18 protein-coding genes and 1 pseudogene are annotated in these 21,771 nt (G+C 70.8%); 12 read left to right on the forward strand and 7 right to left on the reverse strand.

Annotated features, from left to right (window positions below; all coding sequences use genetic code 11):
* Positions 1-6: 6 nt before the first annotated feature.
* The 5 genes and pseudogenes from ABFX81_RS03845 (at position 7) to tgmB (ending at position 4,309) form a co-directional block, all read left to right on the forward strand.
* Positions 7-1,389: an LCP family protein gene (locus ABFX81_RS03845; RefSeq protein WP_346137622.1), complete on the forward strand. Its 1,383-nt coding sequence runs from the start codon at positions 7-9 to the stop codon at positions 1,387-1,389.
* Positions 1,390-1,593: 204 nt separating this feature from the next.
* Positions 1,594-2,301: pseudogene (locus ABFX81_RS03850) on the forward strand (RNA polymerase sigma factor); the annotation flags it as partial.
* The gene (locus ABFX81_RS03855) at positions 2,286-3,029 is read left to right on the forward strand and encodes a hypothetical protein (protein WP_346137784.1); all 744 of its coding nucleotides are present in this window, start codon (positions 2,286-2,288) and stop codon (positions 3,027-3,029) included. The pseudogene ABFX81_RS03850 and the gene ABFX81_RS03855, both read left to right, overlap by 16 nt.
* 143 nt (positions 3,030-3,172) lie before the next feature.
* Positions 3,173-3,364, forward strand: a complete 192-nt coding sequence (gene tgmA / locus ABFX81_RS03860) for a putative ATP-grasp-modified RiPP (protein WP_086854117.1) — start codon at positions 3,173-3,175, stop codon at positions 3,362-3,364.
* 12 nt (positions 3,365-3,376) lie between these two features.
* Complete coding sequence (gene tgmB / locus ABFX81_RS03865) at positions 3,377-4,309, forward strand: ATP-grasp ribosomal peptide maturase (protein ID WP_346137623.1); 933 nt, start codon at positions 3,377-3,379, stop codon at positions 4,307-4,309.
* Positions 4,310-4,312: 3 nt separating this feature from the next.
* Here the strand turns inward: tgmB and ABFX81_RS03870 are convergent, their stop codons facing one another.
* Positions 4,313-5,176 carry a Scr1 family TA system antitoxin-like transcriptional regulator gene (locus tag ABFX81_RS03870; protein WP_086854242.1) on the reverse strand — a complete coding sequence of 288 codons (864 nt, stop codon included), beginning with the start codon at positions 5,174-5,176 and terminating at the stop codon, positions 4,313-4,315.
* Between the two features lie 242 nt (positions 5,177-5,418).
* On the opposite strand from ABFX81_RS03870, the gene ABFX81_RS03875 reads away from it, so the two are divergent.
* The gene (locus ABFX81_RS03875) at positions 5,419-5,844 is read left to right on the forward strand and encodes a hypothetical protein (RefSeq protein WP_086854243.1); all 426 of its coding nucleotides are present in this window, start codon (positions 5,419-5,421) and stop codon (positions 5,842-5,844) included.
* On the opposite strand, the gene ABFX81_RS03880 is transcribed toward ABFX81_RS03875, so the two are convergent.
* Positions 5,826-6,632, reverse strand: a complete 807-nt coding sequence (locus ABFX81_RS03880; RefSeq protein WP_086854244.1) for an MmyB family transcriptional regulator — start codon at positions 6,630-6,632, stop codon at positions 5,826-5,828. The genes ABFX81_RS03875 and ABFX81_RS03880 overlap by 19 nt on opposite strands.
* Before the next feature lie 128 nt (positions 6,633-6,760).
* Between ABFX81_RS03880 and ABFX81_RS03885 the strand changes: the two genes are divergently transcribed.
* Together ABFX81_RS03885 and ABFX81_RS03890 are read left to right on the forward strand one after the other, a co-directional pair.
* Positions 6,761-7,066: a 4a-hydroxytetrahydrobiopterin dehydratase gene (locus ABFX81_RS03885; protein WP_059421762.1), complete on the forward strand. Its 306-nt coding sequence runs from the start codon at positions 6,761-6,763 to the stop codon at positions 7,064-7,066.
* 4 nt (positions 7,067-7,070) lie between these two features.
* A complete protein-coding gene (locus ABFX81_RS03890) occupies positions 7,071-7,811 on the forward strand; it encodes a class I SAM-dependent methyltransferase (protein ID WP_346137624.1) in 741 nt (246 codons plus the stop codon).
* Here ABFX81_RS03890 and ABFX81_RS03895 read toward each other — a convergent pair.
* Complete coding sequence (locus ABFX81_RS03895) at positions 7,783-8,277, reverse strand: hypothetical protein (protein WP_086850902.1); 495 nt, start codon at positions 8,275-8,277, stop codon at positions 7,783-7,785. The genes ABFX81_RS03890 and ABFX81_RS03895 overlap by 29 nt on opposite strands.
* Positions 8,274-8,753, reverse strand: a complete 480-nt coding sequence (locus ABFX81_RS03900; protein ID WP_086850904.1) for a hypothetical protein — start codon at positions 8,751-8,753, stop codon at positions 8,274-8,276. Before ABFX81_RS03900 ends, ABFX81_RS03895 begins: the two co-directional genes overlap by 4 nt.
* 39 nt (positions 8,754-8,792) lie before the next feature.
* Between ABFX81_RS03900 and ABFX81_RS03905 the strand changes: the two genes are divergently transcribed.
* Positions 8,793-9,761: a WYL domain-containing protein gene (locus tag ABFX81_RS03905; RefSeq protein WP_086850906.1), complete on the forward strand. Its 969-nt coding sequence runs from the start codon at positions 8,793-8,795 to the stop codon at positions 9,759-9,761.
* 38 nt (positions 9,762-9,799) lie between these two features.
* A complete protein-coding gene (locus ABFX81_RS03910; RefSeq protein WP_086850908.1) occupies positions 9,800-11,674 on the forward strand; it encodes a rhamnogalacturonan lyase family protein in 1,875 nt (624 codons plus the stop codon).
* 49 nt (positions 11,675-11,723) lie between these two features.
* Here ABFX81_RS03910 and ABFX81_RS03915 read toward each other — a convergent pair whose 3' ends face one another.
* Together ABFX81_RS03915 and ABFX81_RS03920 are read right to left on the reverse strand one after the other, a co-directional pair.
* On the reverse strand, positions 11,724-14,372 hold the full coding sequence (locus tag ABFX81_RS03915) for a cellulose binding domain-containing protein (RefSeq protein ID WP_086850910.1): 2,649 nt from the start codon (positions 14,370-14,372) through the stop codon (positions 11,724-11,726).
* Between the two features lie 208 nt (positions 14,373-14,580).
* Entirely contained in the window at positions 14,581-17,499 is a 2,919-nt protein-coding gene (locus tag ABFX81_RS03920; protein ID WP_346137625.1) for a glycoside hydrolase family 48 protein, read from the reverse strand.
* Positions 17,500-17,964: 465 nt separating this feature from the next.
* On the opposite strand from ABFX81_RS03920, the gene ABFX81_RS03925 reads away from it, so the two are divergent.
* Together ABFX81_RS03925 and ABFX81_RS03930 are read left to right on the forward strand one after the other, a co-directional pair.
* Positions 17,965-19,686, forward strand: coding sequence for a glycoside hydrolase family 6 protein (locus ABFX81_RS03925; protein ID WP_086854785.1), 1,722 nt, complete (start codon positions 17,965-17,967; stop codon positions 19,684-19,686).
* 137 nt (positions 19,687-19,823) lie between these two features.
* Positions 19,824-20,735 (forward strand): class I SAM-dependent methyltransferase, encoded by a 912-nt coding sequence (locus tag ABFX81_RS03930; protein ID WP_346137626.1) that lies wholly within the window; start codon positions 19,824-19,826, stop codon positions 20,733-20,735.
* Between the two features lie 191 nt (positions 20,736-20,926).
* Here the strand turns inward: ABFX81_RS03930 and ABFX81_RS03935 are convergent, their stop codons facing one another.
* Positions 20,927-21,718: an aldo/keto reductase gene (locus ABFX81_RS03935; protein ID WP_428837141.1), complete on the reverse strand. Its 792-nt coding sequence runs from the start codon at positions 21,716-21,718 to the stop codon at positions 20,927-20,929.
* Positions 21,719-21,771 lie beyond the last annotated feature (53 nt).

Raw genomic sequence — 21,771 nt, forward strand, 5'->3', positions numbered from 1 at the left:
CGTCCCATGAGCGACGGGCCGGGCATGTGGCCCGGAACCGGCCGGCGGAACGACACCGGGGAGGCACACGTGCCTCGGGTGATCACGGGACCGGTGTGGCAGGGCGGTACGCCACCGCTCCAGGAGCCGGTCCGGCCGTACGAGGGGTACATCGTCGGGCCGTACCCGTACGGAAGCTACGACGGTTCCGACCTCGGGCCGTACCCGTACGGCAGTCACGACGGTGCGAGCCTCGGGTCGTCTCCGTCACCCCGTCCGCCTTCGTCTCCGTCTCCGTCTCCGTATCCGGAACCGGAGGTGACGACGTACGGCAGTCCTGTCGACGAGACGGACCGGGACCAGGTCCGTGAGGCCGAGCGCGGTGGCCGTACCACCAGTACCCGGCCGCCCCGGGAGCGCCCCGGCCGGGCCCGCCGGACCGTGCGCCTGCTGGCGGCACTGCTGTGCGCCCTGGCCCTCACCGGCGCGGGCACGTGCGCCTGGGCCGAGTACCGGCTCGACCGGTCCGTCGATCTGAGCGGGGCCGCGGACCGTCCGCTGCGGGGGAAGGGGACGAACTACCTGATCGTGGGCTCGGACGGCCGGGACGGCCTGTCGGAGCAGGCCAGGAAGGAACTGCACACCGGCACGGCCGGAGGCAGCCGAACCGACTCGATGATGCTCCTGCACACCGGCGCCCACGGCACCTCGATGGTGAGCCTGCCACGCGACTCCTGGGTGACCATCCCCTCGTACGTCGACCCGGACACCGGCAAGTTCCACCGGGCGGCGAAGAACAAGCTCAACGCGGCCTACTCCCTCGGCGGTCCCGCGATGCTCGTCCGCACCGTCGAGCGGAACACGGGGCTGCGCGTCGACCATTACGCGGAGATCGGCTTCGGGGGTTTCGTCGGTGTCGTGGACGCGGTCGGTGGCGTGGAGATGTGCGTGGACCGCACGATCGACGACCCGAAGTCGGGACTGCGGCTGAAGAAGGGCTGTCACAACCTGACCGGCTCCCAGGCGCTGGCCTTCGTCCGCCAGCGGCACCAGGAGGCGGACGGCGATCTGGGGCGCTCCCGGAACCAGCGCCAGTTCCTCTCCGCCCTGGCCCGCAAGGCCGCCGCGCCGGGCGTCGTGCTCGACCCGTTCCGTACGTATCCGGCCCTGAGCGCGGGACTGGATGCCCTCGTGGTGGACAAGGACATGGAACTGCCCACGCTCCTCTCGCTGTTCCGGGCGATGAAGAGCGTTTCGGGTGGCAGCGGCAGGCAGTTGAACGTCCCCGTGGCCGGCCCCGGCTCCGTCACGGCCGGCAGCAGTGCCCTGACGTGGGACGAGGCGAAGGCGAACAAGCTCTTCGCCGAGCTGCGCGACGACCGGCCGGTGAGCATCGACGAGCCGGGCTGACGGATCGTACGGGAGTCCGAGAGAGGCCGGGGGACACGGTGTGAGGGGAGGGACATCTGGTGCGCGGTGACACTTCTGTGAAGTCGCGCGCTTGTGTCCATGAGGGTGTCGCGGCGGGCGGGGTGCGTCGGCCGGCACAGACTCGCAACGAACCCGGTGCGAACGAGGACGATCTTGGGTCAGGAACGGAAACCGAGCTACGCACAGGCCCAAGACGGGGAACTGGGCGCGGCCGTCGCGCGGGCCCAGGACGGGGACGAGACCGCTTTCGCGGTCGCCTACCGGCTGGTGCAGCCCGGACTGCTCGGCTATCTGCGCGGACTCGTCGGCGACGACGCGGAGGACGTGGCGTCCGACGCCTGGCTGCAGATCGCCCGGGACCTCGGACGGTTCAAGGGGGACGGGGCGGGTTTCCGCGGTTGGACGGCCACCATCGCCCGGCACCGGGCACTGGACCATGTGCGCCGCCAGCGCGCGCGACCCCGGCCCGGGGCGATCGGGCAGGACGTACTGGACCTGCCCGGCCCGCACAGCACCCATGACTAGGCGCTGGAGGCCGTCTCCACCGAGCGGGCACTGGACCTGGTCCGAGGGCTGCCGCGGGACCAGGCCGAGGCCGTGCTCCTGCGCGTCATCGTCGGCCTGGACGGCCCCGCGGCCGCGCGCGTCCTCGGCAAGCGCCCCGGCGCGGTGCGCACCGCCACGCACCGGGGGCTGAAACGCCTCGCCCGCCAACTGCGCCTCGGGACGGAGGCCGCCGAGGGGGTGACGGACGAAGCTTCCCGGACGCCGGAGGATCGACATCCGTCACGGCGACGTCAGTGGTCGGACACCCCGGCATCACACACCGGCATGCCGGACTCATCGAACAGCTCAGGCAGGAACGGACAACGGACATGGGTGATCGGTTGAGCCGCGACGGAATCACAGGCCGTCGACGCGTGTGCCCCGGCGAGGCCGTGGCCGGCCCGTGGGATCCGCGGGACGACACCGCGCTGCACACCGTCCTCGTCGCCGCCCTGCTCGCGGGGGATCCCGACCCCGAAGCCGAGCGCCGGGCCGTGGCAGCCTTCCGGACCGCCCGCGACACGGGAGAGCACCGGGCGCGTACCCGGTACCGGGACGACTGGCGGCTTCCCGCGCGGCGGCGTACCGGGCACCCGGTGAAGACGACGGCCGCCGCCGTGTTCACCAGCATCGCTCTGGGCGGTGTCGCGGTCGGGGCCATCGGTTCGAACGATTCGTCGGTGAGCGGTACCGGGGAGGGGACGCACCCCTCGGTGCTCACCCCCGCCCGGCCGGGAGACGAGTCCTCGTCGGCCTCCTCCGGCGTCCCGGGACGGCGCGACGGCTCGCCCTCCGCACAGGACACCGAGGCTCACTGCCGGGCATTCGAACGAGTCGAGGACCGCGGCAGGACGCTCGACGCGACGGCATGGCAGCGGCTCGTCGCGGCGGCGGGCGGAGAGGACGAGGTCGACGGGTACTGCGCGGCGCGGCTGGCCCGGCCGACGACCGCGCCGAGCAGGTCCGGCGTCCCGGGCAGGCCCCCCGAAGGCGCGGGCACGGTCGGGAAGGGCGGCAGCACGCCGGGCAACGGGAACCCCGGCAACGGCCCGGCGGACGGGGGCAAGGGCTAGGGAGTGTGACGACACCTCCTGGGAGGTGTCGCCGCACTCCCGCATGTCCCTGTGACGATTCCGGCGCCTCTTTCGGTGTGTAAGTAGTGAAGAAATTGCACGCCGTTGATGCCGACGGTGTGGATGAGACCCGGAGGTACCGAGTGCGACCGTTCACCCTCAACTACGCCCGCCCCAGGTCACGTCCCACGGCCGTGACGCCCTACCGCTTCGACGAGTCGCTCCAGCTGAACGTGCTTCCCGACGGCCGCCCGGCCGTCAGTGACCCGGACCTCCTCCTGGTGGTCGGTACGACGGCATCCACCGCCGGTTCCAAGACGCACTTCGACGACTGACGACCCGTCCCCATGACCGTACTGATCCTCACGTCCAAGGAAGACGTCACCGCCGACATGGTGGTGACCAAGCTGCACGAGGCGGCGGTGCCCGTCATGCGGCTGGACCCCGCCGACCTGCCGAACGACACCGTGCTGTCCGCCCACTACACCCGGGGCGACTTCGAGGGCCTCCTGTCGGCGAACGGACATGTGGTCAGCATGGGGGGTCTGCGATCGGTATGGGTGCGCAGACCCGGCGAGCCGGCCGCACACGCGGCTGAGCCCTCCCCGTGGTTGACTGCCGAGACCCGCCAGGCGCTGTTCGGCATGCTCTACTCCGCCTCCGCGCGATGGATGAACCACCCACGCGACGCCGACCGGGCCCGCCTGAAGCCGTGGCAGTTGAGGGCCGCTCAGCTCAGCGGTTTCGCCGTACCACCGACCGTCGTCACCACCTTCCCGCGGCTGGCACGGCAGTTCGCCGAGGAGTACGGGGAGGTGGTGGTGAAGTCCGCCTCGGGGCCACCCCCCGGTGAGCCCCCGCTGGCCCTGCCCACCACCCTGATCGGACCCGACTCGGACTTCTCGGGTGTCGCGGCCGGGCCCGCGCTGTTGCAGCGGTACGTCCCCAAGCGTGCGGACATTCGTCTGACCTGCGTCAGCAGCAGCCTGTTCGCCGCACGGAAGACGGCAGAACCGGACCAGGTCGACGGACGCTACGGCGACACCGAGCACACCTGGGAGCCGGTGCCGGTGCCCGACCGCATCCGCAAGTCGGTGCACGACTACCTCGACAGGGCCGGACTGGCGTACGCCGCTTTCGACTTCGCCGAGGACGAGGACGGCTTCTGGTGGTTCCTCGAGTGCAACCAGAGCGGCCAGTTCGGCTTCGTGGAACTGGAGACCGGGCAGCCGATCTCGGAGGCGGTCGCGCTGTGGCTGTCACGGCCGGCCCGGCGCTGAAGCTCAGTAGGTCTCGCGGTACTCCCGAAGGAGCTTCTCCGTGCGCTGCGTGGAGGCGGCACCCGCCGTCATGTGGTCGAGGACCTCCAGATGCGCGGAGACCTCCTTGCGCGAGTCGAGGTAGAGCGCGCCGGTCAGGTACTCGGTGAAGACCATGTCGGGCAGTTCGGGCTCGGCGAAGCGGAACAGGGAGAACGGCGCGTACGTCCCCGGGTGCGGGCCGTCCTTGAACTCGGCGATCTGGAGCGTGACGCGGTCCCGCTCGGAGTACTCCAGAAGCTTGTCGAGCTGGTCCCGCATCACCTGGCCGTCGATGCTCACCGGGCGCCGCAGCACCGTCTCGTCCATGATCACCCACAGGTGCGGCGGGTTGGGCCGCTCCAGCAGCCGCTGGCGCTCCATGCGCAGCGACACGTGCCGCTCCACGGCCTCCGGCCCGGAGTTGCCGATGGTGCCGGCCTTCAGGACCGCACGCGCGTACCCCTCGGTCTGCAACAGCCCCGGCACGAAGTGCGGCTCGTAGGACCGGATGATCCGGGCGGCGCCCTCCAGACTCACGTACAGGCTGAACCACTCCGGCAGCACGTCGTGGAACCGCTGCCACCAGCCCGGCCGGTTGGCCTCCTCGGCGAGCTCGACGAACGCGGTCACCTCGTCCTCGGGCACGCCGTAGGCGGTCAGCAGGATCTGCACGTACGGGATCTTGAGCGCCACGTCGGCGGTCTCCATCCGCCGGACCGTCGCCGGGGCGACGCGCAGCACCCGGGCGGCCTCGTCACGGCTGAGGCCCGCGGCCTCGCGCAGCTCCTGCAACCTCTTGCCCAGCACCACCTGGCCCACGGTCGGTGCGGCCCGCCGTTCACTCACGCCACGCCTCCCCAACGTGCCCAAGCCTGCGATCAGTCTGTCACGTTCCGACGTCGGTTCCACAGGGCCGCGGGCGAGAAGATCGCGGGAAACGGACGTGTCGCCGGGGCATTACCCCGGGGGTAATCGACCGGGCGCGCCCGGGACGGGATCGTGAACGCACCGGGTTCCGGGCCGGCGCACTCCGGCCCGGGACGCGGGTACCTGCCGCCGCACCACGACCTGACGGAGAGTGATGCACCATGTCCGCGACCCCCCTCGCCACGCTCGCCCGGACCAGCGCGCCGCAGTCGGCGCTGCGCCTCTTCCTCGCCCTGGACGCGGCGGTGACCGGCGCCAACGCGCTCGCCTACCTCGCGTTCTCCGGCCCGCTCGGCCGTTTCCTCGGGGTGGACTCCACGCTGCTGCTCGCCCTGGGCGCGTTCCTCACCGCCTACGCGGCGGGCGTGGGCGTGCTGGCCTCCCGCCCGCAGCCGCCGGCGCTCGGCGTGCGGGCCGTCGTGGAGGCCAACCTCGCCTGGACGGCCGTGAGCCTCGTGGCCCTGGCGCTGTGGCTCACGCCGAGCACGGCGGGCGCCGTGTGGACGGTGCTCCAGTCCCTGGTCGTGGCCGCGTTCGCCGCCCTCCAGTACTCGGCGCTGAGGGCCCGTCAGGGCAGGAGCGACTGAAGGTACTTGACCGTCGCCGGGTCGGCCGGGAGCAGCGTCTCGATGGCCAGCTCGGCGACCGTCACGTCCATCGGTGTGTTGAACGTGGAGATCGAGGAGATGAACGACAGCGTCCGCCCCTCGTGCTCGATCCGCAGCGGCAGCGCGAAGTACGGCACCGGCTCCGAGGGCTCCTCCGCCGGATCCGCGGCGGGCACCGGATACGCCGCCACCTCCTCGTACAGCGCCCGCAGCGGCTCGGAGCGGTGCAGCGCGATCTGCCGCTCCATCTGCTCCAGCAGGTGCCCGCGCCAGGCGCGCAGGTTGCGGATGCGCGGCGCCAGGCCCCGCGGGTGCAGGGCGAGCCGCATCGCGTTCAGCGGCGGTTCGAGCAGGGTCTCGCAGACGCCGTCGATCAGCGTCATGATCCCCCGATTGGCCGCCACGACGTTGTACAGCGCGTCCACCACCAGCGCCGGATACGGCTCGTAGCCCCCGATCAGCCGCTCGATGCCCTCGCGCAGCGCGCCCAGCGCCGGGTCGCCCAGGGGCGTCTCGGGATAGCGCGGGGCGTAACCGGCCGCCAGCAGCAGCGCGTTGCGCTCGCGCATGGGCACGTCCAAGTGCTCGGCCAGCCGCAGCACCATCTCCTCGCTGGGCCGTGAGCGGCCCGTCTCGATGAAGCTGATGTGCCGGGCCGAGGAGTCCGCGCGCAGGGCCAGCTCCAGCTGGCTGACCCGGCGCTGCTCCCGCCAGGCCCGCAGCAGCGGCCCCACGCCCTGGTCGGTGGTGGACGGATGAGTGGTCATGCCGGGACCGTAATCGAGAACCGGTCGCGGCGGACAGGCACGCCGCTCCGACCAGGGCCTCGCACGCCCCGCTGTGGCAGGCTGAGGAGGGAGAAGAGGAAACCGGAGCCAGGGAAGGAGCGCTGCCCATGCCCGTCGAACCGCTGTCGCAGAAGGAGGTCGAGGACCGGCTGGCCGAGCTGCCGGGCTGGTCGCTCGACGGGGACCGCCTCACCCGCTCCTACCGGCTCGGCTCGCACTTCGCGGCGACGGCGATGGTCGTGCACATCGCCCAGGTCCAGGAGGAGCTCGACCACCACTCCGACCTCACGCTCGGCTACAACTCGGTGTCCCTGTCCGTGCACACCCACAGCGCGGGCGGCGCCGTCACCGAGAAGGACTTCGAGCTCGCCCGCAGGGTGGAGGACCTGGCGCCCGGGCACGGGGCACACTGACCGGGTGCTCGACTACGACAAGGAAGCGGAGCGGTACGACGCCTCGCGCGGCGGCGAGCCCAGGGCGGCCGCCGCCGCGGCGGCGGTGCTGGGTCTCGTGCCGCCGGACACGCGCAGCCTGCTCGACGTCGCCTGCGGCACCGGCATCGTGACCCGCCGGCTCGCGGCCGCGCGCGAGGGCATGCGGGTGACCGGCGTGGACCTCGCCCCGGCGATGGCCCGGCAGGCCACCGCCCGGCTGCCCGGTGCCGTGGTGCTCGGCGACAGCCGCCGGCTGCCCTTCCGGGACGGCGAGTTCGACGCCGTGTGCAGCGTGTGGCTGCTGCACCTGGCCGCCGGGCCCGCCGACGTCCGGACCATCATCGGCGAGTGCGCGCGGGTGCTGCGACCCGGCGGCGTCTACGTCACCACGGTCGACAAGGCCGCCTCCCACAACGTGGGCAGTGACATCGATGTCGTCCTGTCCTCCCGCCCGCCCAGCCCGGTCCAGGACGCGGCGGCGGACGTCGAGTCCTACGCCGCCGGCCACGGCCTGGTCCCGGCCGGGCAGGCCCGCTTCCGCGGACACGGTCAGGGCCGCAGCCCGCGCCGTGCGGTCGCCGACCTGCGGCGCGGCTGGTTCGTCACCCTGCCGCCCGGTCACCCGCTCGCCGACGGCTTCGCCACCCGGCTGGGGGAACTCCCCGACCAGGACAGACCCCGCCCCGACCCGTTCTTCACGCTCCGGGCGTTCCGGAAGCCGTGAGGGGGGCTCGCGTCCGGGTGAACTCCATGATCCAGTTGGTCACCCAGGTCTCTCCACCGTCCACGGAGAACGCCTGTTCCCAGCGGGCGGTGGCCGGGGAGATGCCCGACCAGACGAACCGCACGCGCACGTCCTCGCCGTCGTAGGTGTCGTCGCCCTGGAACTCGCCCCTCGGGCCCTGGAAACGGCCGAAGACCGGCGGGGAGAGGGTCCCGCTGCGGCTGGACGCCCAGTTCAGCGACCACTCCTCGCGGACCGGGTCGAACAGCCGCAGCGTCAGCCCCTTCGCGCCCAGGTGCGGCACGTCCATCTCGTCGATGTTCGCGGCCCCGTCGAACAGCGGCCGGCACTCGCTCCGGCCCGGGAACTCCTCCCAGTCGCTGCCGGGGTCGAGGAAGCCGGTGCGGCGGCGGTGCAGCACGTTCCAGGTGCCGTGGAAGAAGTCGAAGTCGTGCGGGCTGCTCATGAGCGGTCTCCAGTGGTTCCCTCGGGCAGACGGTCGGCCAGATAGGCGTCGAGGTCGGGGACGTCCGGGGCGAGCATGTGCCGTACCCAGGCGTCGCGTTCGTGCAGGATCGGCGGCAGCTCCCAGACACAGCCGATCCACGGCATGCCGGGCCTGACGAAGTGCGTGGGGTCGCGGTCCGGGCAGCCGAGGACCGGCTGGCCCGCCGCCGCGCCGCCGAAGTGCAGGACGTTGTCCCACACCCAGCTGTACGCGTTCAGATAGGCGCCGTCGTCACCGCCCCGGTGCAGCACGACGAATGTCGCCGGCGGGGTGCCGTCCGGCTCCGGCAGCAGCTCGGGCAGGAGCGCGTACGCCGCCTTCTCCACCTCGGGCGCGATGCCCTCCGGGTCGGCGGTGACGTGATAGCGCTTGATCCACCGGCCCGCCACCTCGATCGGCGGCGGCACGGTCAGGAGTTTCTCCGTGAAGGGCATGGCGGAACGCTAGAGCCGCTTCCCTGACATCCTGTGTCAGTGAAGTCCAGCCGGCTCGTCTCGATCCTCCTGCTGCTCCAGACCCGCGGCCGGATGACCGCCGCACAGCTCGCCGAGGAACTGGAGGTCTCGGTCCGTACCGTCTACCGGGACGTCGAGGCCCTCGGGGCCGCCGGGGTCCCGCTGTACGGCGACGCCGGCCACGACGGCGGATACCGCCTGCTCGACGGCTACCGCACGCGGCTGACGGGCCTCACCGCCGACGAGGCCGAGGCCCTCTTCCTCGCGGGCGCCCCCGGCCCCGCCGCCCAGCTCGGACTCGGCTCCGTGCTCGCCGCCGCCCAGCTCAAGGTGCGCGCCGCCCTGCCGGCGGAGCTGCGCGCGCACGCCGACCGGATCAGCGGCCGCTTCCACCTGGACACCCCCGGCTGGTACGCGGACGCCGACGACACCCCTCACCTCCCGGCCGTCGCGGACGCCGTCTGGAGCAGCCGAGTGCTGCACGTCCTGTACCGCCGCTGGCGCGAGCCCACCGACGTGGAGCGCCGCCTGGAGCCGTACGGGCTGGTGCTGAAGGCGGGCCGCTGGTACGTCGTCGCCGGGCCCGGACCACGTACCTACCGGGTCGACCAGATCCTGGAACTCGCCGCCCAGGGCGAGGAGTTCACCCGTCCCGAGGGCTTCGACCTGGCCGCGTACTGGGCGGCGTACCAGCGCGGCTTCCACGACCGGCTCCATCGCGGCGAGGCGGTGGTGCGGCTGGCCCCGGGAACGACGCTCACCGGCCCGGCGGGGGAGGCCGTACGGCGCGACGGACGTGCGGACGACGACGGCTGGACACGCGCCACGGTCCCCATCGAGTCCGTCGACCACGCCCACGCCGAGTTCCTGCGCCTGGGCACGGCCATCGAGGTGCTGGCTCCGCACGAACTGCGGTCGAAGATCGCCCGGACCGTGGCCGAACTGGCGCAGCGGTACGGCAACTCCCGTGCACCCGGCGGCGACTGAGAGGCGGAACCCGCCCGTCCTTCCAGGAGGTCCGTCCCGTGAAGCACCCGCACAGGCACCGCAGACGCCGTCTGCTCCTCCCCGTCGCCGCGGCCACGGCGGCGCTCGTCGGCGCCGGCCTGACCACGTTCGCCACCGACGACACGGCAGCGGCCGCCACCGCCCGCCAGGTCGAGAAGCTGGACCGGGGCGTGGTCAGCGTCCACACAGGCAGCGGCAACCTGGTCAGCTGGCGCTGGCTGGGAACCGACCCGAACGACGTGTCGTTCAACGTCTACCGGGCCGGTACGAAGGTCAACCCGACCCCGGTCACCGGCTCCACGAACTACTTCCACTCCGGCGCCCCCTCGCACGCCGACTACACCGTCCGCGCGATCGTGAACGGCGTGGAGCAGGGCGACTCGGTGCACGCGATCCAGTTCCGCACCGGCTACAAGGACGTCCCCCTCTCCCCGCCGGCCGGTGGCACGGCCCCGGGCAACTCGGCGTACACCTACGAGGCCAACGACGCCTCCCTCGGCGACCTCGACGGGGACGGCGCCCTGGACATCGTCCTGAAGTGGCAGCCGACCAACGCCAAGGACAACTCCCAGTCCGGCTACACCGGCAACACCATCGTCGACGGCATCAAGCTCGACGGCACCCGGTTGTGGCGCATCGACCTGGGCCGCAACATCCGCTCCGGCGCCCACTACACCCAGTTCCAGGTCTACGACTACGACGGCGACGGCAAGGCCGAGGTCGCCATGAAGACCGCCGACGGCACCCGCGACGGCACCGGCGCGGTCATCGGGTCCTCCTCGGCCGACCACCGCAACTCCAGCGGCTACGTGCTCTCCGGCCCCGAGTTCCTGACCATGTTCAACGGCCAGACCGGCAAGGCGATGCAGAGCGTCGACTACGTCCCGGCCCGCGGCAACGTCTCCTCCTGGGGCGACAACTACGGCAACCGCGTCGACCGCTTCCTCGCCGGCACCGCCTACCTCGACGGCTCGCGCCCCTCCCTGATCATGGCGCGCGGCTACTACACCCGCACGGTGATCGCCGCCTGGGACTGGCGGAACGGCTCCTTCACCCGCCGCTGGACCTTCGACACCAGCTCCTCCACCAACAGCGGCAAGGGCTACGACGGCCAGGGCAACCACAGCCTGTCCGTCGCCGACGTCGACAACGACGGCAAGGACGAGATCGTCTACGGCGCCATGACCGTGGACGACAACGGCAACGGTCTGTGGACCACGAAGCTGGGCCACGGCGACGCCGGTCATGTCGGCGACCTCAATCCGTCCCGCGCGGGTCTGGAGTACTTCAAGGTCTCCGAGGACTCCGGCAAGCCGGGCTCCTGGATGGCCGACGCCCGCACCGGCCAGGTCCTGTGGCAGACGGCGTCGGGCTCCGACAACGGCCGTGGCGTCGCCGCGGACGTGTACGCGGGCAGCGCGGGCGCCGAGGCCTGGTCCGCCGCCGACACGACCCTGCGCTCGGCGACCGGCGCGTCCCTGGGCCGGGAGCCGTCCAGCATCAACTTCCTGTCCTGGTGGGACGGCGACCCCGTCCGCGAACTCCTCGACGGCACCCGCATCGACAAGTACGGCACCTCCGGCGACACCCGCCTGCTGACCGGGTCCGGCGTCTCCTCCAACAACGGCACCAAGTCCACACCGGCGCTCTCCGGCGACATCCTCGGTGACTGGCGCGAGGAGGTCGTCTGGCGCACCAGCGACAACAAGGCCCTGCGCATCTACTCGACCCCGCACGAGACCAGCACGAAGATCACGACCCTGCTCCACGACACGCAGTACCGCACCGCCCTTGCGTGGCAGAACACGGCTTACAACCAGCCCCCGCACCCGAGCTTCTTCATCGGGAACAACATGCCGACGGCTCCCAGGCCGACGGTCCACACCCCCTGAGAAGGCCGAGGGCGTATGCCGTCTCCGGCATACGCCCTCGGCAGCGGGGTCAGGCCACCGTGCAGCCCTGGTCACCCAGCTTGAACGCGGTCGGTTTCGCGTTCGCGCCCGACGCGTTCGCCGTGAAGCCGAAGCTCACGGACGAGCCCGCCGCCACGTTGCCGTTCCAGCCGACGTTCTTCGCCGTCACCGTCGAACCCGACTGCGCTGCCTCGGCGTTCCATGCCTGGGTCAGCTTCTGGCCGTCGGTGAAGGACCAGGTGAGGGACCAGCCGTTCCACGGGCCGGTGCCGGTGTTGGTGACCTGCACGTCCGCCTGGAAGCCGCCCGACCACTGGCTGGTGACCTTGTACGTCACCTTGCAGGCACCGGCCGGGTCGGGTCCGGGCCCGGGGCCCGTGGTGCCGCCGTCGGAGCTGTCGCCGTAGACGACGCCACGGCCGTTGGTCGCCACGTACACCCGGCCGTACACCCTCGGGTCACCGGTGATGGCCGCACCCGTCCAGCCCCACTGGTGGGCGTCGTCGTTGATGCGGGTCCAGCTCGCGCCCTTGTCCGTGGAGCGGAAGACGCCGCGCACGCCGCCGATCTTCGCGCTGGTGTAGAGCGTCTGGTAGGAGGCGCCGGGGGCGGCCTTGCCGAAGCCGATGGTGTCGGCCTGCTCGACGTTCGACAGCTTCGTGAAGCTCGTGCCGCCGTCCGTCGAGTGCCACAGGCCGTACCCCCCGTCGCTCGCGCCGCCCGCCAGCCAGACGTCGCCCTTCCCTCCGGGCAGGGCCTTGAAGCGGACGCTGTCACCGCCGGGCAGCCCCGTCGCCGGTGACTCCTTGAAGGTCGCGCCGCCGTCCGTACTGACGTAGAACTTGCCGGACTTGAAGCCGTAGAAGGTCTTCGGGTCGACGCGGTCCGACTCGACGATCGCCCCGGAGGGGATCCCGCCGGATGCCTGCCACGAGGTGCCGAAGCCCGCCGTGTGGTGCACGCCGGCGCCCTCAGGGCTCCACACGAACCGGCTGCCGTCGGCCGCGGCCGCGACGGTGCCGCCGCCGCTCACGCCCGAGGGGTCGGTCCCCGCGAACCAGTTGGCGCCGTTGTCCGTCGAGAACGAGATGTGCGGGCCGGAGTCCAGGTTGCCGACCCGGACGACCGTGTTCGGGTTCGACTCGGCGAAGTCCAGGCTCGTGGTCGTCGTGAAGTTCGGCTGTGTGAACATCATCGACGGGACCTTCGTCAGGTCCGTATGCCGGAAGCCGCCGATGTCACCCAGCGCGCTCAGCAGCGGCGCGCCCGACGGTGGTGATGCCAGGTCGTTGACCGCCGTCTCCTCCAGCCCCTGCACCATCGGCTTGACGGCGAACTTCCCGCCGCTGTCCCAGTTCGTGAGGTTCTCGGTACCGTAGATCGTCGCGCCCGTCCCGTACATCATGCGGTTCGAGTCGAACGGGTCGATCTCCAGGGCTTCCGTCATCCACCCGAGCTTCGGCGTCTGCTCGGGCGGCTGCGGGTTGGCGCCCCAGGTCAGCCACGGCGAGGACGAGACGTCCATCGTGTAGCGGTTCTCGCGGTTGGGGTACGAGGTGTAGTCCCACGCCTTGGTCCAGGTCGCGCCGCTGTCCGTGGAGCGGAAGATCTGCGTGTCCGGCCACCAGGCGCTGTACGCGGTGGCCATCACCGTGCCCGGCTTCTGCCGGTCCACCGTCAGCCCGCTGAAGCCGTAGAACGTGTCGGCCTCCGCCACCGGGCTGATGTCCTTCCAGGTCCCGGTCCCGGTCGCGTACCGCCACAGCTGGCCCTTGCCGCCGTCGTACGGTCCGCCCTTGTCGCTGTAGGCGAGGTACAGATGGCCGTTCTTCGCGTCCAGCACGCCCTTGTGGGCGAGGTAGCCGGTGGGCTGCCCGGCCAGCCGCTGCCAGGTCGCGCCCGCGTCCGTCGAGCGGTACACCGCGTTGTCCTTGTCGGCGACCCCCACATAGATCGTCTTCGTGGCGCTGCCCGACGTCCCCGTGGACTCGTCGAAGGTGACCCAGACGATGCCCTGGTTGTCCGACGCGTAGCCGCTGGTGTCACTCGGGTCCTGCACGTAGTTGCCGACGTTGGGGAAGTTCGCCACCTGCGACCAGGTCACACCCGAGTCCGTCGACCGCCACAGCCCCTTGCCGCTGGGCGCGCCCAGATACAGCACGCTGTTGCGGTTCGGATCGACGGCCAGCCGCTCGCCCATGCCCCGCCCCGGCATGTTGCCGCCCAGCTTGAACGGCAGGTTCGCCTTCTGCCAGCTCGCTCCCCGGTTGGAGGAGCGCATGACCGCACCGTTCTTCGGATCCCAGCTGTTGGTGTACGTACCGACCGCCGCGTACACCTTGTCCGGATCGACGGAGTCGGACGCGATGCTGACGACCCCCGTGTGCCCCCAGTCGTCCCAGCCGACGGAGTCCAGCAAGGGCGTCCAGGTCTTCGAGGCCTCCTGCCACCGGTAGGCACCGCCGATGTCGGTCCGGGCGTAGGCGAGGTTCTTCTCGGACCGGTTGAAGACGATGCCGGGGACAAAACCGCCGCCGTCGATGCGGGCGTTCTTCCACGTGTACGTGTCGGCGGTGATTTTCGGCGACGGCGGGTCGGCTGCCAGGGCTGTAGGAGCGCCCGACAACAATCCGGCCGCCAGGGCGAGCACGGCGGTGAGTATGCGGGTTCTTCGCACGGTGGGGGTCCTTCCGTGAGGGGAGAGAACGTGCGAGGGCCGGGCGGCTCCCGTGCGGGTGGAGTCGCCCGGCCGTGGCCCCGCGTCAGGTGCAGGGCCGAGTACGCAGAGCTTCGGACGCTGTTCTGGGGGCGCGGGGCCCTGCGCGACCAGCCACACACTGGCGCGCAGACAACAACCGCCGAACCCGCGGAGCGCCCGGCGGGGACTATTCGAGAAGCTCCGCGTACGAGCCCATGGCCAACGCGATGTCCGCCTGAGCCCAGAACCGGTGGTACGTGAACGAAGGCACCGCACCGCCCGCGAGATAACTCTCGATCTTCGACCAGGCGGGATCGTCCTCGTAGAAGGACCGGATCGATTCGAACGTCGACGACGAGTTGATCGCGTCGCCGTTCGGCATCGTGCCCGTCCAGCCGCTCGGGACGGGCACCGGGTCGTCGAACCGGTTGTAGTCCGCGCGGTTCTCCGGGACGGCGACCCCGAGGTCGTCCTGGTGGTTCGCCCACATACCGTCCAGCAGCTTCTTCGCCGCCGCCGCGGCCTCCGTGTCACCGGAGCGGTCGGCGTAGTACGTCAGGGTCTTGGCGTACGCGGCCGCCACACCGACGTCGTTGGTGTAGTCGGCGACGGTGACGTGCAGCCCGCTGTTGGAGCCGGGGCTGGAGGCGTTCCAGGTGTCGGGCTGGCCCGACCACTGGAGCGTCGAGGGGACACGGAACGTGCCGTCCGGGTTGAACGTGGTCTCGGACAGCGCCCAGTCGACCCACTTGTCGAGGACCGTCTTGGCCTGCGCGTTCCCCGTCTGCTGGTACAGCTCGGCGACCCGCTCCATGGACCACGCCTGGAAGCCGAACCACTGGTTGGACGGCGGGTCGTGGTACACGGGCTTCTCGTCGTAGTACATGCCGTAGAACGTCGACTTCCCGGCGGGCGGGGTCGCGTACCGGCCCGCCCAGCTGTTGGTCGCGCCGCCGGCGATGGCGCCCTCGTCCGACTGGAGCCAGCGGTAGAACTCCAGTTGCCGGTCCATGGACTTGGCCCAGTCGGCCGCGCCCGTCGCCGACTTGGGCTTCAGCGGGGCGTAGTTGCCGAGCGCGTAGGCGGCCAGCGGGTTCTGGTAGCCGCCGTGGGCGTGGCTGGAGCCGATGCGCCAGGACCAGCCGGCCGAGGTGTCGGTGGCGCCGCCCCAGGCGTAGTACCAGGACATCAGGTACATCGAGGCGTCCTTGCCGGTGCCCGCCGGGCAGGTCGAGGGTCCGACACAGTTGCCGATCTTCTTGAAGTACTTGTCGAACATGGAGTAGCGCAGATAGTCGCCCATCTTGGCCGCCTTGGCGACGGTCCCGGAGACCTGCCCGCCCTTGCCCTGCTCCTTCGCCCACAGGTCCGCCCAGTAGGCGGCCTGCACGGCACGCGCGTCGGCGTCCGGCGCGTTGGTGAACTTCCACTGCTTGGCGTAGGAGGCGTCACCGGTGAACAGGTCCAGATAGCCGTTCTTGCCGCCGTACTTGAAGGCGTCGCAGGTCGGCTGCGGCACCGTCTCCCACACCGACTCCTGCGAGCCGCGCTGGAAGGTGTTGATGTACGACGGGCCGGTGTCCGACGGGCCTGCCTCGCACTTGCCGGGCGAGTTGCCGTAGCCGTAGACGTTGTCGACGTCCTGGAGCCAGTGCATGCCGTAGACGTCGTCCGTGCCGTACGCGCTCTTCAGCTCGGCCGCGATCGGGTCCCGGCCCACCGAGACGCCGGTGTCGAGCTTGGCCGGGTACTCGCCCGGCGTGTCCAGCTCGGGCGCGTAGGTCGCCGGCTTGGAGGCGTTGTAGAAGGAGTTGGTCGGCTGGTCGGCCTTGGTGGGGATCATGTACTTCTCCATGAGCTCCCACGCGCCGTTGAACTTGGACCAGTCACCCGTCACCTTGCCGTACATGGCCTGGAGCCACAGGAGGTAGCTGTACGCCTCCGAGGTGGTCTCGTGGCCGTGGTCCGGCGCCTCGACGATCAGCGTCTCGACCGAGTGGTAGGGAATGCCCTCGGGGGAGAAGTAGCCGTTCGCCGGGTTGGTGATCTTCCCGTACAGCTCGAGGAAGCGGGCGTCGTACGCCTTGCTCGCCGCGAGCTGGGTGACGGTGACCGAGGCCTTGGCGTGACCCGCTGCCGTCGACTCGAACACGGCCGAGCCGGTGCCGGAGCCGGCCGCGGTGACGGTCACCTTCTGTGCGGTGTTCCAGTTCTGCGGGGTGAAGGTGAGCGAGGCGCCACCCGTGACCGACAGGCCCGAGTTGCCGCTCGCCCGGGCCGACGTCACCGTCACATTGGACGCCGGCTGCTTGGACAGCTTCACCTCGTACGTGCCCGACTTGCCCGACTGGACGCCCAGTTGGAGCGGTGAGGCGACGACGGTGGGTCCGGAGGCGACGGTGATGCCGACCGGGGTGGAGTCGGCGGAGGCGCCCATGCTGTCGTAGGCCTTCGCCACCAGGGAATGACTGCCCACGGTCAAATCTGAGACGGACAGCGCGTAGGGCGCGCTGGTGTCCGTGCCCAGCAGCTTGGTGTCGTCGTAGAACTCCACCTTGCTGATCGTGGCGTTGTCCGCGGCGGCCGCGGTGGCTGCCAGCGGGACCGACTCGCCCTGGGTGTAGACGGCGCCGGCGGCCGGGCTGGTCAGCACGGCGATCGGCGGCTGGTGGGCACCGGTGCAGGGGGTGCCGTTGACCGCGAAGGACGTGGGCGCGGTGTTGCTGCCGCTGTAACTGAACTGGGCGCCGGTGGAGACGGCGGCGCCCGCGGCGACCCGCGCGTTGTGCGGGGCGTTCTTGACGGTGATGTTCTGGCCGGACTGCGACCACGTGCCGTTCCAGCCGTTCCCCAGCTTCTGGTTGCCGGAGTAGGCGTAGGTCAGCGTCCAGCCGTCGATGGCGTCCGTGCCGCGGTTGGTGAGGGTCAGGTCCGCGGTGAAGCCGGAGCCCCAGTCGTTCGTCTTGTAATCGACACTGCACTGAAGTGCGGCCGCCTGCGCGGTGGTCGACCCTGAGGAGAGCATCGTCAACGGAAGTGCGAGAGCTGCGAGCGCGGCGGTCCACAGACGCCGCACCGCTCTCCGCCTCCGGGGTGGGGGATGCATGGTGCTGGTTCCTCCTTGCGGCTCGGAGAAGTCAAGGCTTGAACCAGTGGGAGCGCTCCCATAGTGAGGACGGGTCTGGTATCGGTCAAGGTCCTTGAAGAGTCGAAAAGATTCGACGTCGTGTGTTGAGCGAAAGTCAGTGACTCCCCTGTTCTTTGCCGACACTTGGCGCTACCTTCCTTGACACCAGTGGGAGCGGTTCCATCAGTCGACGCGTCCGTCACGGCGGGCCCGACCTGCACGGAGTCGCTCATGCGACACCCCTCGCGTTCAGTACTTATAGCCGCCGCCCTAGGGCGCGTCCGTGAAATCCCGTCGTCCGCCCGCAGGGCAGGCGGGACTTCGCGGACACGACCTCGCGGTCGTCCCCGGCTGCGCGAGTGCCGGTGCCGGGTTCCTCATGTCCTTGTCGGAGCGCGCCCTGAACGGCTGACACCCCCACCACCGAAAGGGAAACCCGCACTCATGAGCCGTACGAGAACAGCGTTACTGGCCGCCATGGCCCTGGTCGCCGGAGCGACCGGCACGGCGTTCGCCGTCGACCCGGACGGCATCGGCACCGCCGCCGTCCCCTGCACCGTCGACTACAAGGTGCAGAACCAGTGGAACACCGGCTTCACCGCCGCCGTGACCATCACCAACAACAGTGCCGCGAAGTCGTCCTGGTCGCTGAAGTGGTCGTACGCCGGCAACCAGAAGGTCACCAGCGGCTGGAACGCCAAGATCAGCCAGAGCGGTGCCGACGTCACCGTGGCCAACGAGAGCTACAACGCCCAGCTCGCGACGGGCGGTTCGGTCAGCTTCGGCTTCCAGGGCTCCTACAGCGGCAGCAACGCGATCCCGGCCACCTTCACCCTCGACGGTGTGACCTGCAACGTCGACAGCGGCGGCCCCGGCGGCCCCACGGATCCGCCGGACCCGGGCGGCCCCGCCAACCGGGTGAACAACCCCTACGACGGCGCCAAGGTGTACGTGAACCCCGAGTGGTCCGCGAACGCCGCCGCCGAGCCGGGCGGCAGCCGGATCGCCAACCAGCCGACCGGTGTCTGGCTGGACCGGATCGCCGCGATCAACGGCGCCGGCGGCAAGATGGGCCTGCGCGCCCACCTCGACGAGGCGCTACGGCAGAAGGGCTCGGGCGAGCTCGTCGTCCAGCTCGTGATCTACAACCTGCCCGGCCGTGACTGCGCCGCCCTCGCCTCCAACGGCGAGCTGAAGCCCGACGAGATCGGCCGCTACAAGACGGAGTACATCGACCCGATCAAGGCGATCCTCGCCGACTCGAAGTACTCCTCGCTGCGGATCGTCACCACCGTCGAGATCGACTCGCTGCCGAACCTCGTCACCAACACTGGCAGTCGCCCGACGGCCACCCCGCAGTGCGACGTGATGAAGGCCAACGGCAACTACATCAAGGGCGTCGGCTACGCGCTGAACAAGCTCGGCGACGTGCCGAACGTCTACAACTACGTCGACGCCGGCCACCACGGCTGGATCGGCTGGGACGACAACTTCGGTCCCTCCGCGACGCTGTTCAAGGAGGCGGCGACCGCCGAGGGCGCGACCGTCAACGACGTCCACGGCTTCATCACCAACACGGCGAACTACAGCGCCCTGAAGGAGGACCACTTCTCGATCAGCGACAACGTGGCCGGCAAGTCCGTCCGCGAGTCCAAGTGGGTCGACTGGAACCGCTACGTCGACGAGCTGTCCTTCGCCCAGGCCTTCCGCAACCAACTGGTCTCGGTCGGCTTCAACTCCGGCATCGGCATGCTGATCGACACCTCCCGCAACGGCTGGGGCGGCACCGCCCGGCCCACCGGCCCCGGCGCCCAGACCACCGTCGACACCTACGTCGACGGCGGCCGCTACGACCGCCGCATCAACCCCGGCAACTGGTGCAACCAGTCCGGAGCCGGCCTCGGCGAGCGCCCGCAGGCCAGCCCGGCCGCCGGGATCGACGCCTACGTGTGGATGAAGCCGCCGGGCGAGTCCGACGGGGCGAGCAAGGAGATCCCGAACCCCGAGGGCAAGGGCTTCGACCGGATGTGCGACCCGACGTACGAGGGCAACCCGCGCAACGGCAACAGCCCGTCCGGTGCCCTGCCGGACGCCCCGCTGTCCGGGCACTGGTTCTCCGCCCAGTTCCGGCAGCTGATGCAGAACGCGTACCCGCCGCTGTCCTGACCGGCTGACACCTCGTCCCCACGGATCCGCCGGGGCTACGGCCCCGGCGGATCCCTTTTGCGGGAGCGGCAAGAGCAGTGGCCTTCTCCCGGTGCGTCGGCGCAGGCTGGCGGCATCCGAGGGAGAGGCTGACCACCATGGCGCACGACCACGATCACGACCACAACCACGCGCACGGGCAGGGCCATGGCCACCACCACGGCCCCACGGACATCGACTGGGCCGAGATGGGCCCGAGGCTGGAGTCGCAGGCGGAGCTGTTCGCGTCCCTGTACGAGCGGGCCATGGCCTGGCTGGCGCAGGAGGTGACCGAGCCGGGCCTGATCGTCGACGCGGGCAGCGGGCCGGGCGTCGTGTCGTGTCTGTTCGCCGAGACGTTCCCGGGCACCCGGATCGTCGCGGTGGACGGCTCCGAGCCGCTGCTGGAACGGGCGCGGGCACGGGCCGAGCGGCTGGGGGTCGCCGACCGTTTCAGCACCATCGCCGGTGAACTCCCCGACGTGCTGGACGAGTTGGACTACCCCGCCGACCTGCTGTGGGCGAGCCGCAGCCTGCACCACCTCGGCGACCAGCGGGCCGCGCTCACCGCCTTCGCGGCGCGGCTGGCGCCCGGCGGCACGCTGGCCCTGATGGAGGGCGGTCTGCCCTCGCGGTACCTGCCGCGCGACATCGGCATCGGCCGGCCCGGGCTCCAGGCGCGGATCGACGCGGTGGAGGCGGAGTGGTTCACGCGGATGCGTGCGGAGCTGCCGGGCCATGTCGCGGTGACGGAGGACTGGCCGGCCCTGCTCGCCGCCGCGGGGCTGAAGCACACCAGGACGCACACGTTCCTGCTCGACCTGCCCGCACCCGCCTCGGAGCGGGCCCGGGGCTATGTCGTGGCGACCCTGTCACACATGCGCGAGAGGCTCACGGACGGGCTCGACGCGGAGGATCTCGCGACCCTCGACCGGCTGCTCGACCCGGACGACGAGGCGAGTCTGCACCGTCGGGCGGACGTGTTCGTGCTGGAGGCCCATACGGTGCACACGGCGGTTCGGGCGGGCTAGGACCTGCCTGACACGGGTGCTGGGCGTTGGTGCTGGGGGCGGGTGGGTGCGCAGCCCGGCGTAGCGGGGTGCCGCTGCGCCCACCCGTGCCGCCCTGGGGGTACCTCCCAGGCCCTCAAGGCACTGGGGGAGGCACGACTGCCCGCAGCTCAGCAAGCTGCGGGCAGTCGTAGGGTGAGGGGCGGATACTCTCAGGCGCCGTCGAACGTCGCCGGGTCCGGGCCCAGGCGGCGGTCCTCGTTGAGGGCGCTGATGGCCGCCAGGTCCTCCGTGTCGAGGCTGAAGTCGAAGACCTCGATGTTCTCCTTGATCCGTGCCGGCGTCACGGACTTCGGGATGACCACGTTGCCCAGCTGGATGTGCCAGCGCAGGACGACCTGGGCCGGGGTGCGGTTGTGCTTCCGGGCGATGGCCACGATCGCCGGGACCTCCAGCAGGCCCTTGCCCTGGCCGAGCGGCGACCAGGCCTCCGTGGCGATGCCCTGCTCCGCGTGGTACTCACGGGCGGCGTTCTGCTGGAGGTGCGGGTGCAGCTCGATCTGGTTCACGGCCGGGACGACCGACGTTTCGCCGATCAGCCGCTCCAGGTGCTCGGGAAGGAAGTTGGAGACACCGATGGCCCGGATCCGGCCGTCGGCGTGCAGCTTCTCGAACGCCTTGTACGTGTCGACGTACGTACCCCGGGCCGGCAGCGGCCAGTGGATCAGGTACAGGTCGACGAAGTCCAGGCCGAGCTTCTCCAGCGACGTGTCGAAGGCGCGCAGCGTGGAGTCGTACCCCTGGTCGGCGTTCCAGAGCTTCGTGGTGACGAAGAGCTCCTCGCGCGGAAGACCGGACGCGGCGATGGCCTTGCCCGTGCCCTCCTCGTTGCCGTAGATCGCCGCGGTGTCGATGCTGCGGTACCCGGCCTCCAGCGCCGTCGCGACGGCCGATGCGGCCTCGTCGTCCGGCACCTGCCAGACGCCGAAGCCCAGCTGGGGCATCTCGACGCCGTTGTTCAGGATGATCGGGGGGACCTTGCTCACGAGCTCTCGAT

Source organism: Streptomyces coeruleofuscus, assembly GCF_039532725.1.
Classification (GTDB): domain Bacteria; phylum Actinomycetota; class Actinomycetes; order Streptomycetales; family Streptomycetaceae; genus Streptomyces; species Streptomyces coeruleofuscus.

Bases quoted from the DNA above. Each gene is read 5' to 3' on its own strand.
- ABFX81_RS03855 (WP_346137784.1), top strand. From the start codon at position 2,286: ATGGGTGATCGGTTGAGCCGCGACGGAATCACAGGCCGTCGACGCGTG.
- ABFX81_RS03885 (WP_059421762.1), top strand. From the start codon at position 6,761: ATGCCCGTCGAACCGCTGTCGCAGAAGGAGGTCGAGGACCGGCTGGCC.
- ABFX81_RS03935 (WP_428837141.1), bottom strand. From the start codon at position 21,718: ATGCCCCAGCTGGGCTTCGGCGTCTGGCAGGTGCCGGACGACGAGGCC.
- ABFX81_RS03895 (WP_086850902.1), bottom strand. From the start codon at position 8,277: ATGAGCAGCCCGCACGACTTCGACTTCTTCCACGGCACCTGGAACGTG.
- ABFX81_RS03930 (WP_346137626.1), top strand. From the start codon at position 19,824: ATGGCGCACGACCACGATCACGACCACAACCACGCGCACGGGCAGGGC.
- ABFX81_RS03845 (WP_346137622.1), top strand. From the start codon at position 7: ATGAGCGACGGGCCGGGCATGTGGCCCGGAACCGGCCGGCGGAACGAC.
- tgmB (WP_346137623.1), top strand. From the start codon at position 3,377: ATGACCGTACTGATCCTCACGTCCAAGGAAGACGTCACCGCCGACATG.
- ABFX81_RS03880 (WP_086854244.1), bottom strand. From the start codon at position 6,632: ATGACCACTCATCCGTCCACCACCGACCAGGGCGTGGGGCCGCTGCTG.
- ABFX81_RS03900 (WP_086850904.1), bottom strand. From the start codon at position 8,753: ATGCCCTTCACGGAGAAACTCCTGACCGTGCCGCCGCCGATCGAGGTG.
- ABFX81_RS03925 (WP_086854785.1), top strand. From the start codon at position 17,965: ATGAGCCGTACGAGAACAGCGTTACTGGCCGCCATGGCCCTGGTCGCC.
- ABFX81_RS03875 (WP_086854243.1), top strand. From the start codon at position 5,419: ATGTCCGCGACCCCCCTCGCCACGCTCGCCCGGACCAGCGCGCCGCAG.
- ABFX81_RS03920 (WP_346137625.1), bottom strand. From the start codon at position 17,499: ATGCATCCCCCACCCCGGAGGCGGAGAGCGGTGCGGCGTCTGTGGACC.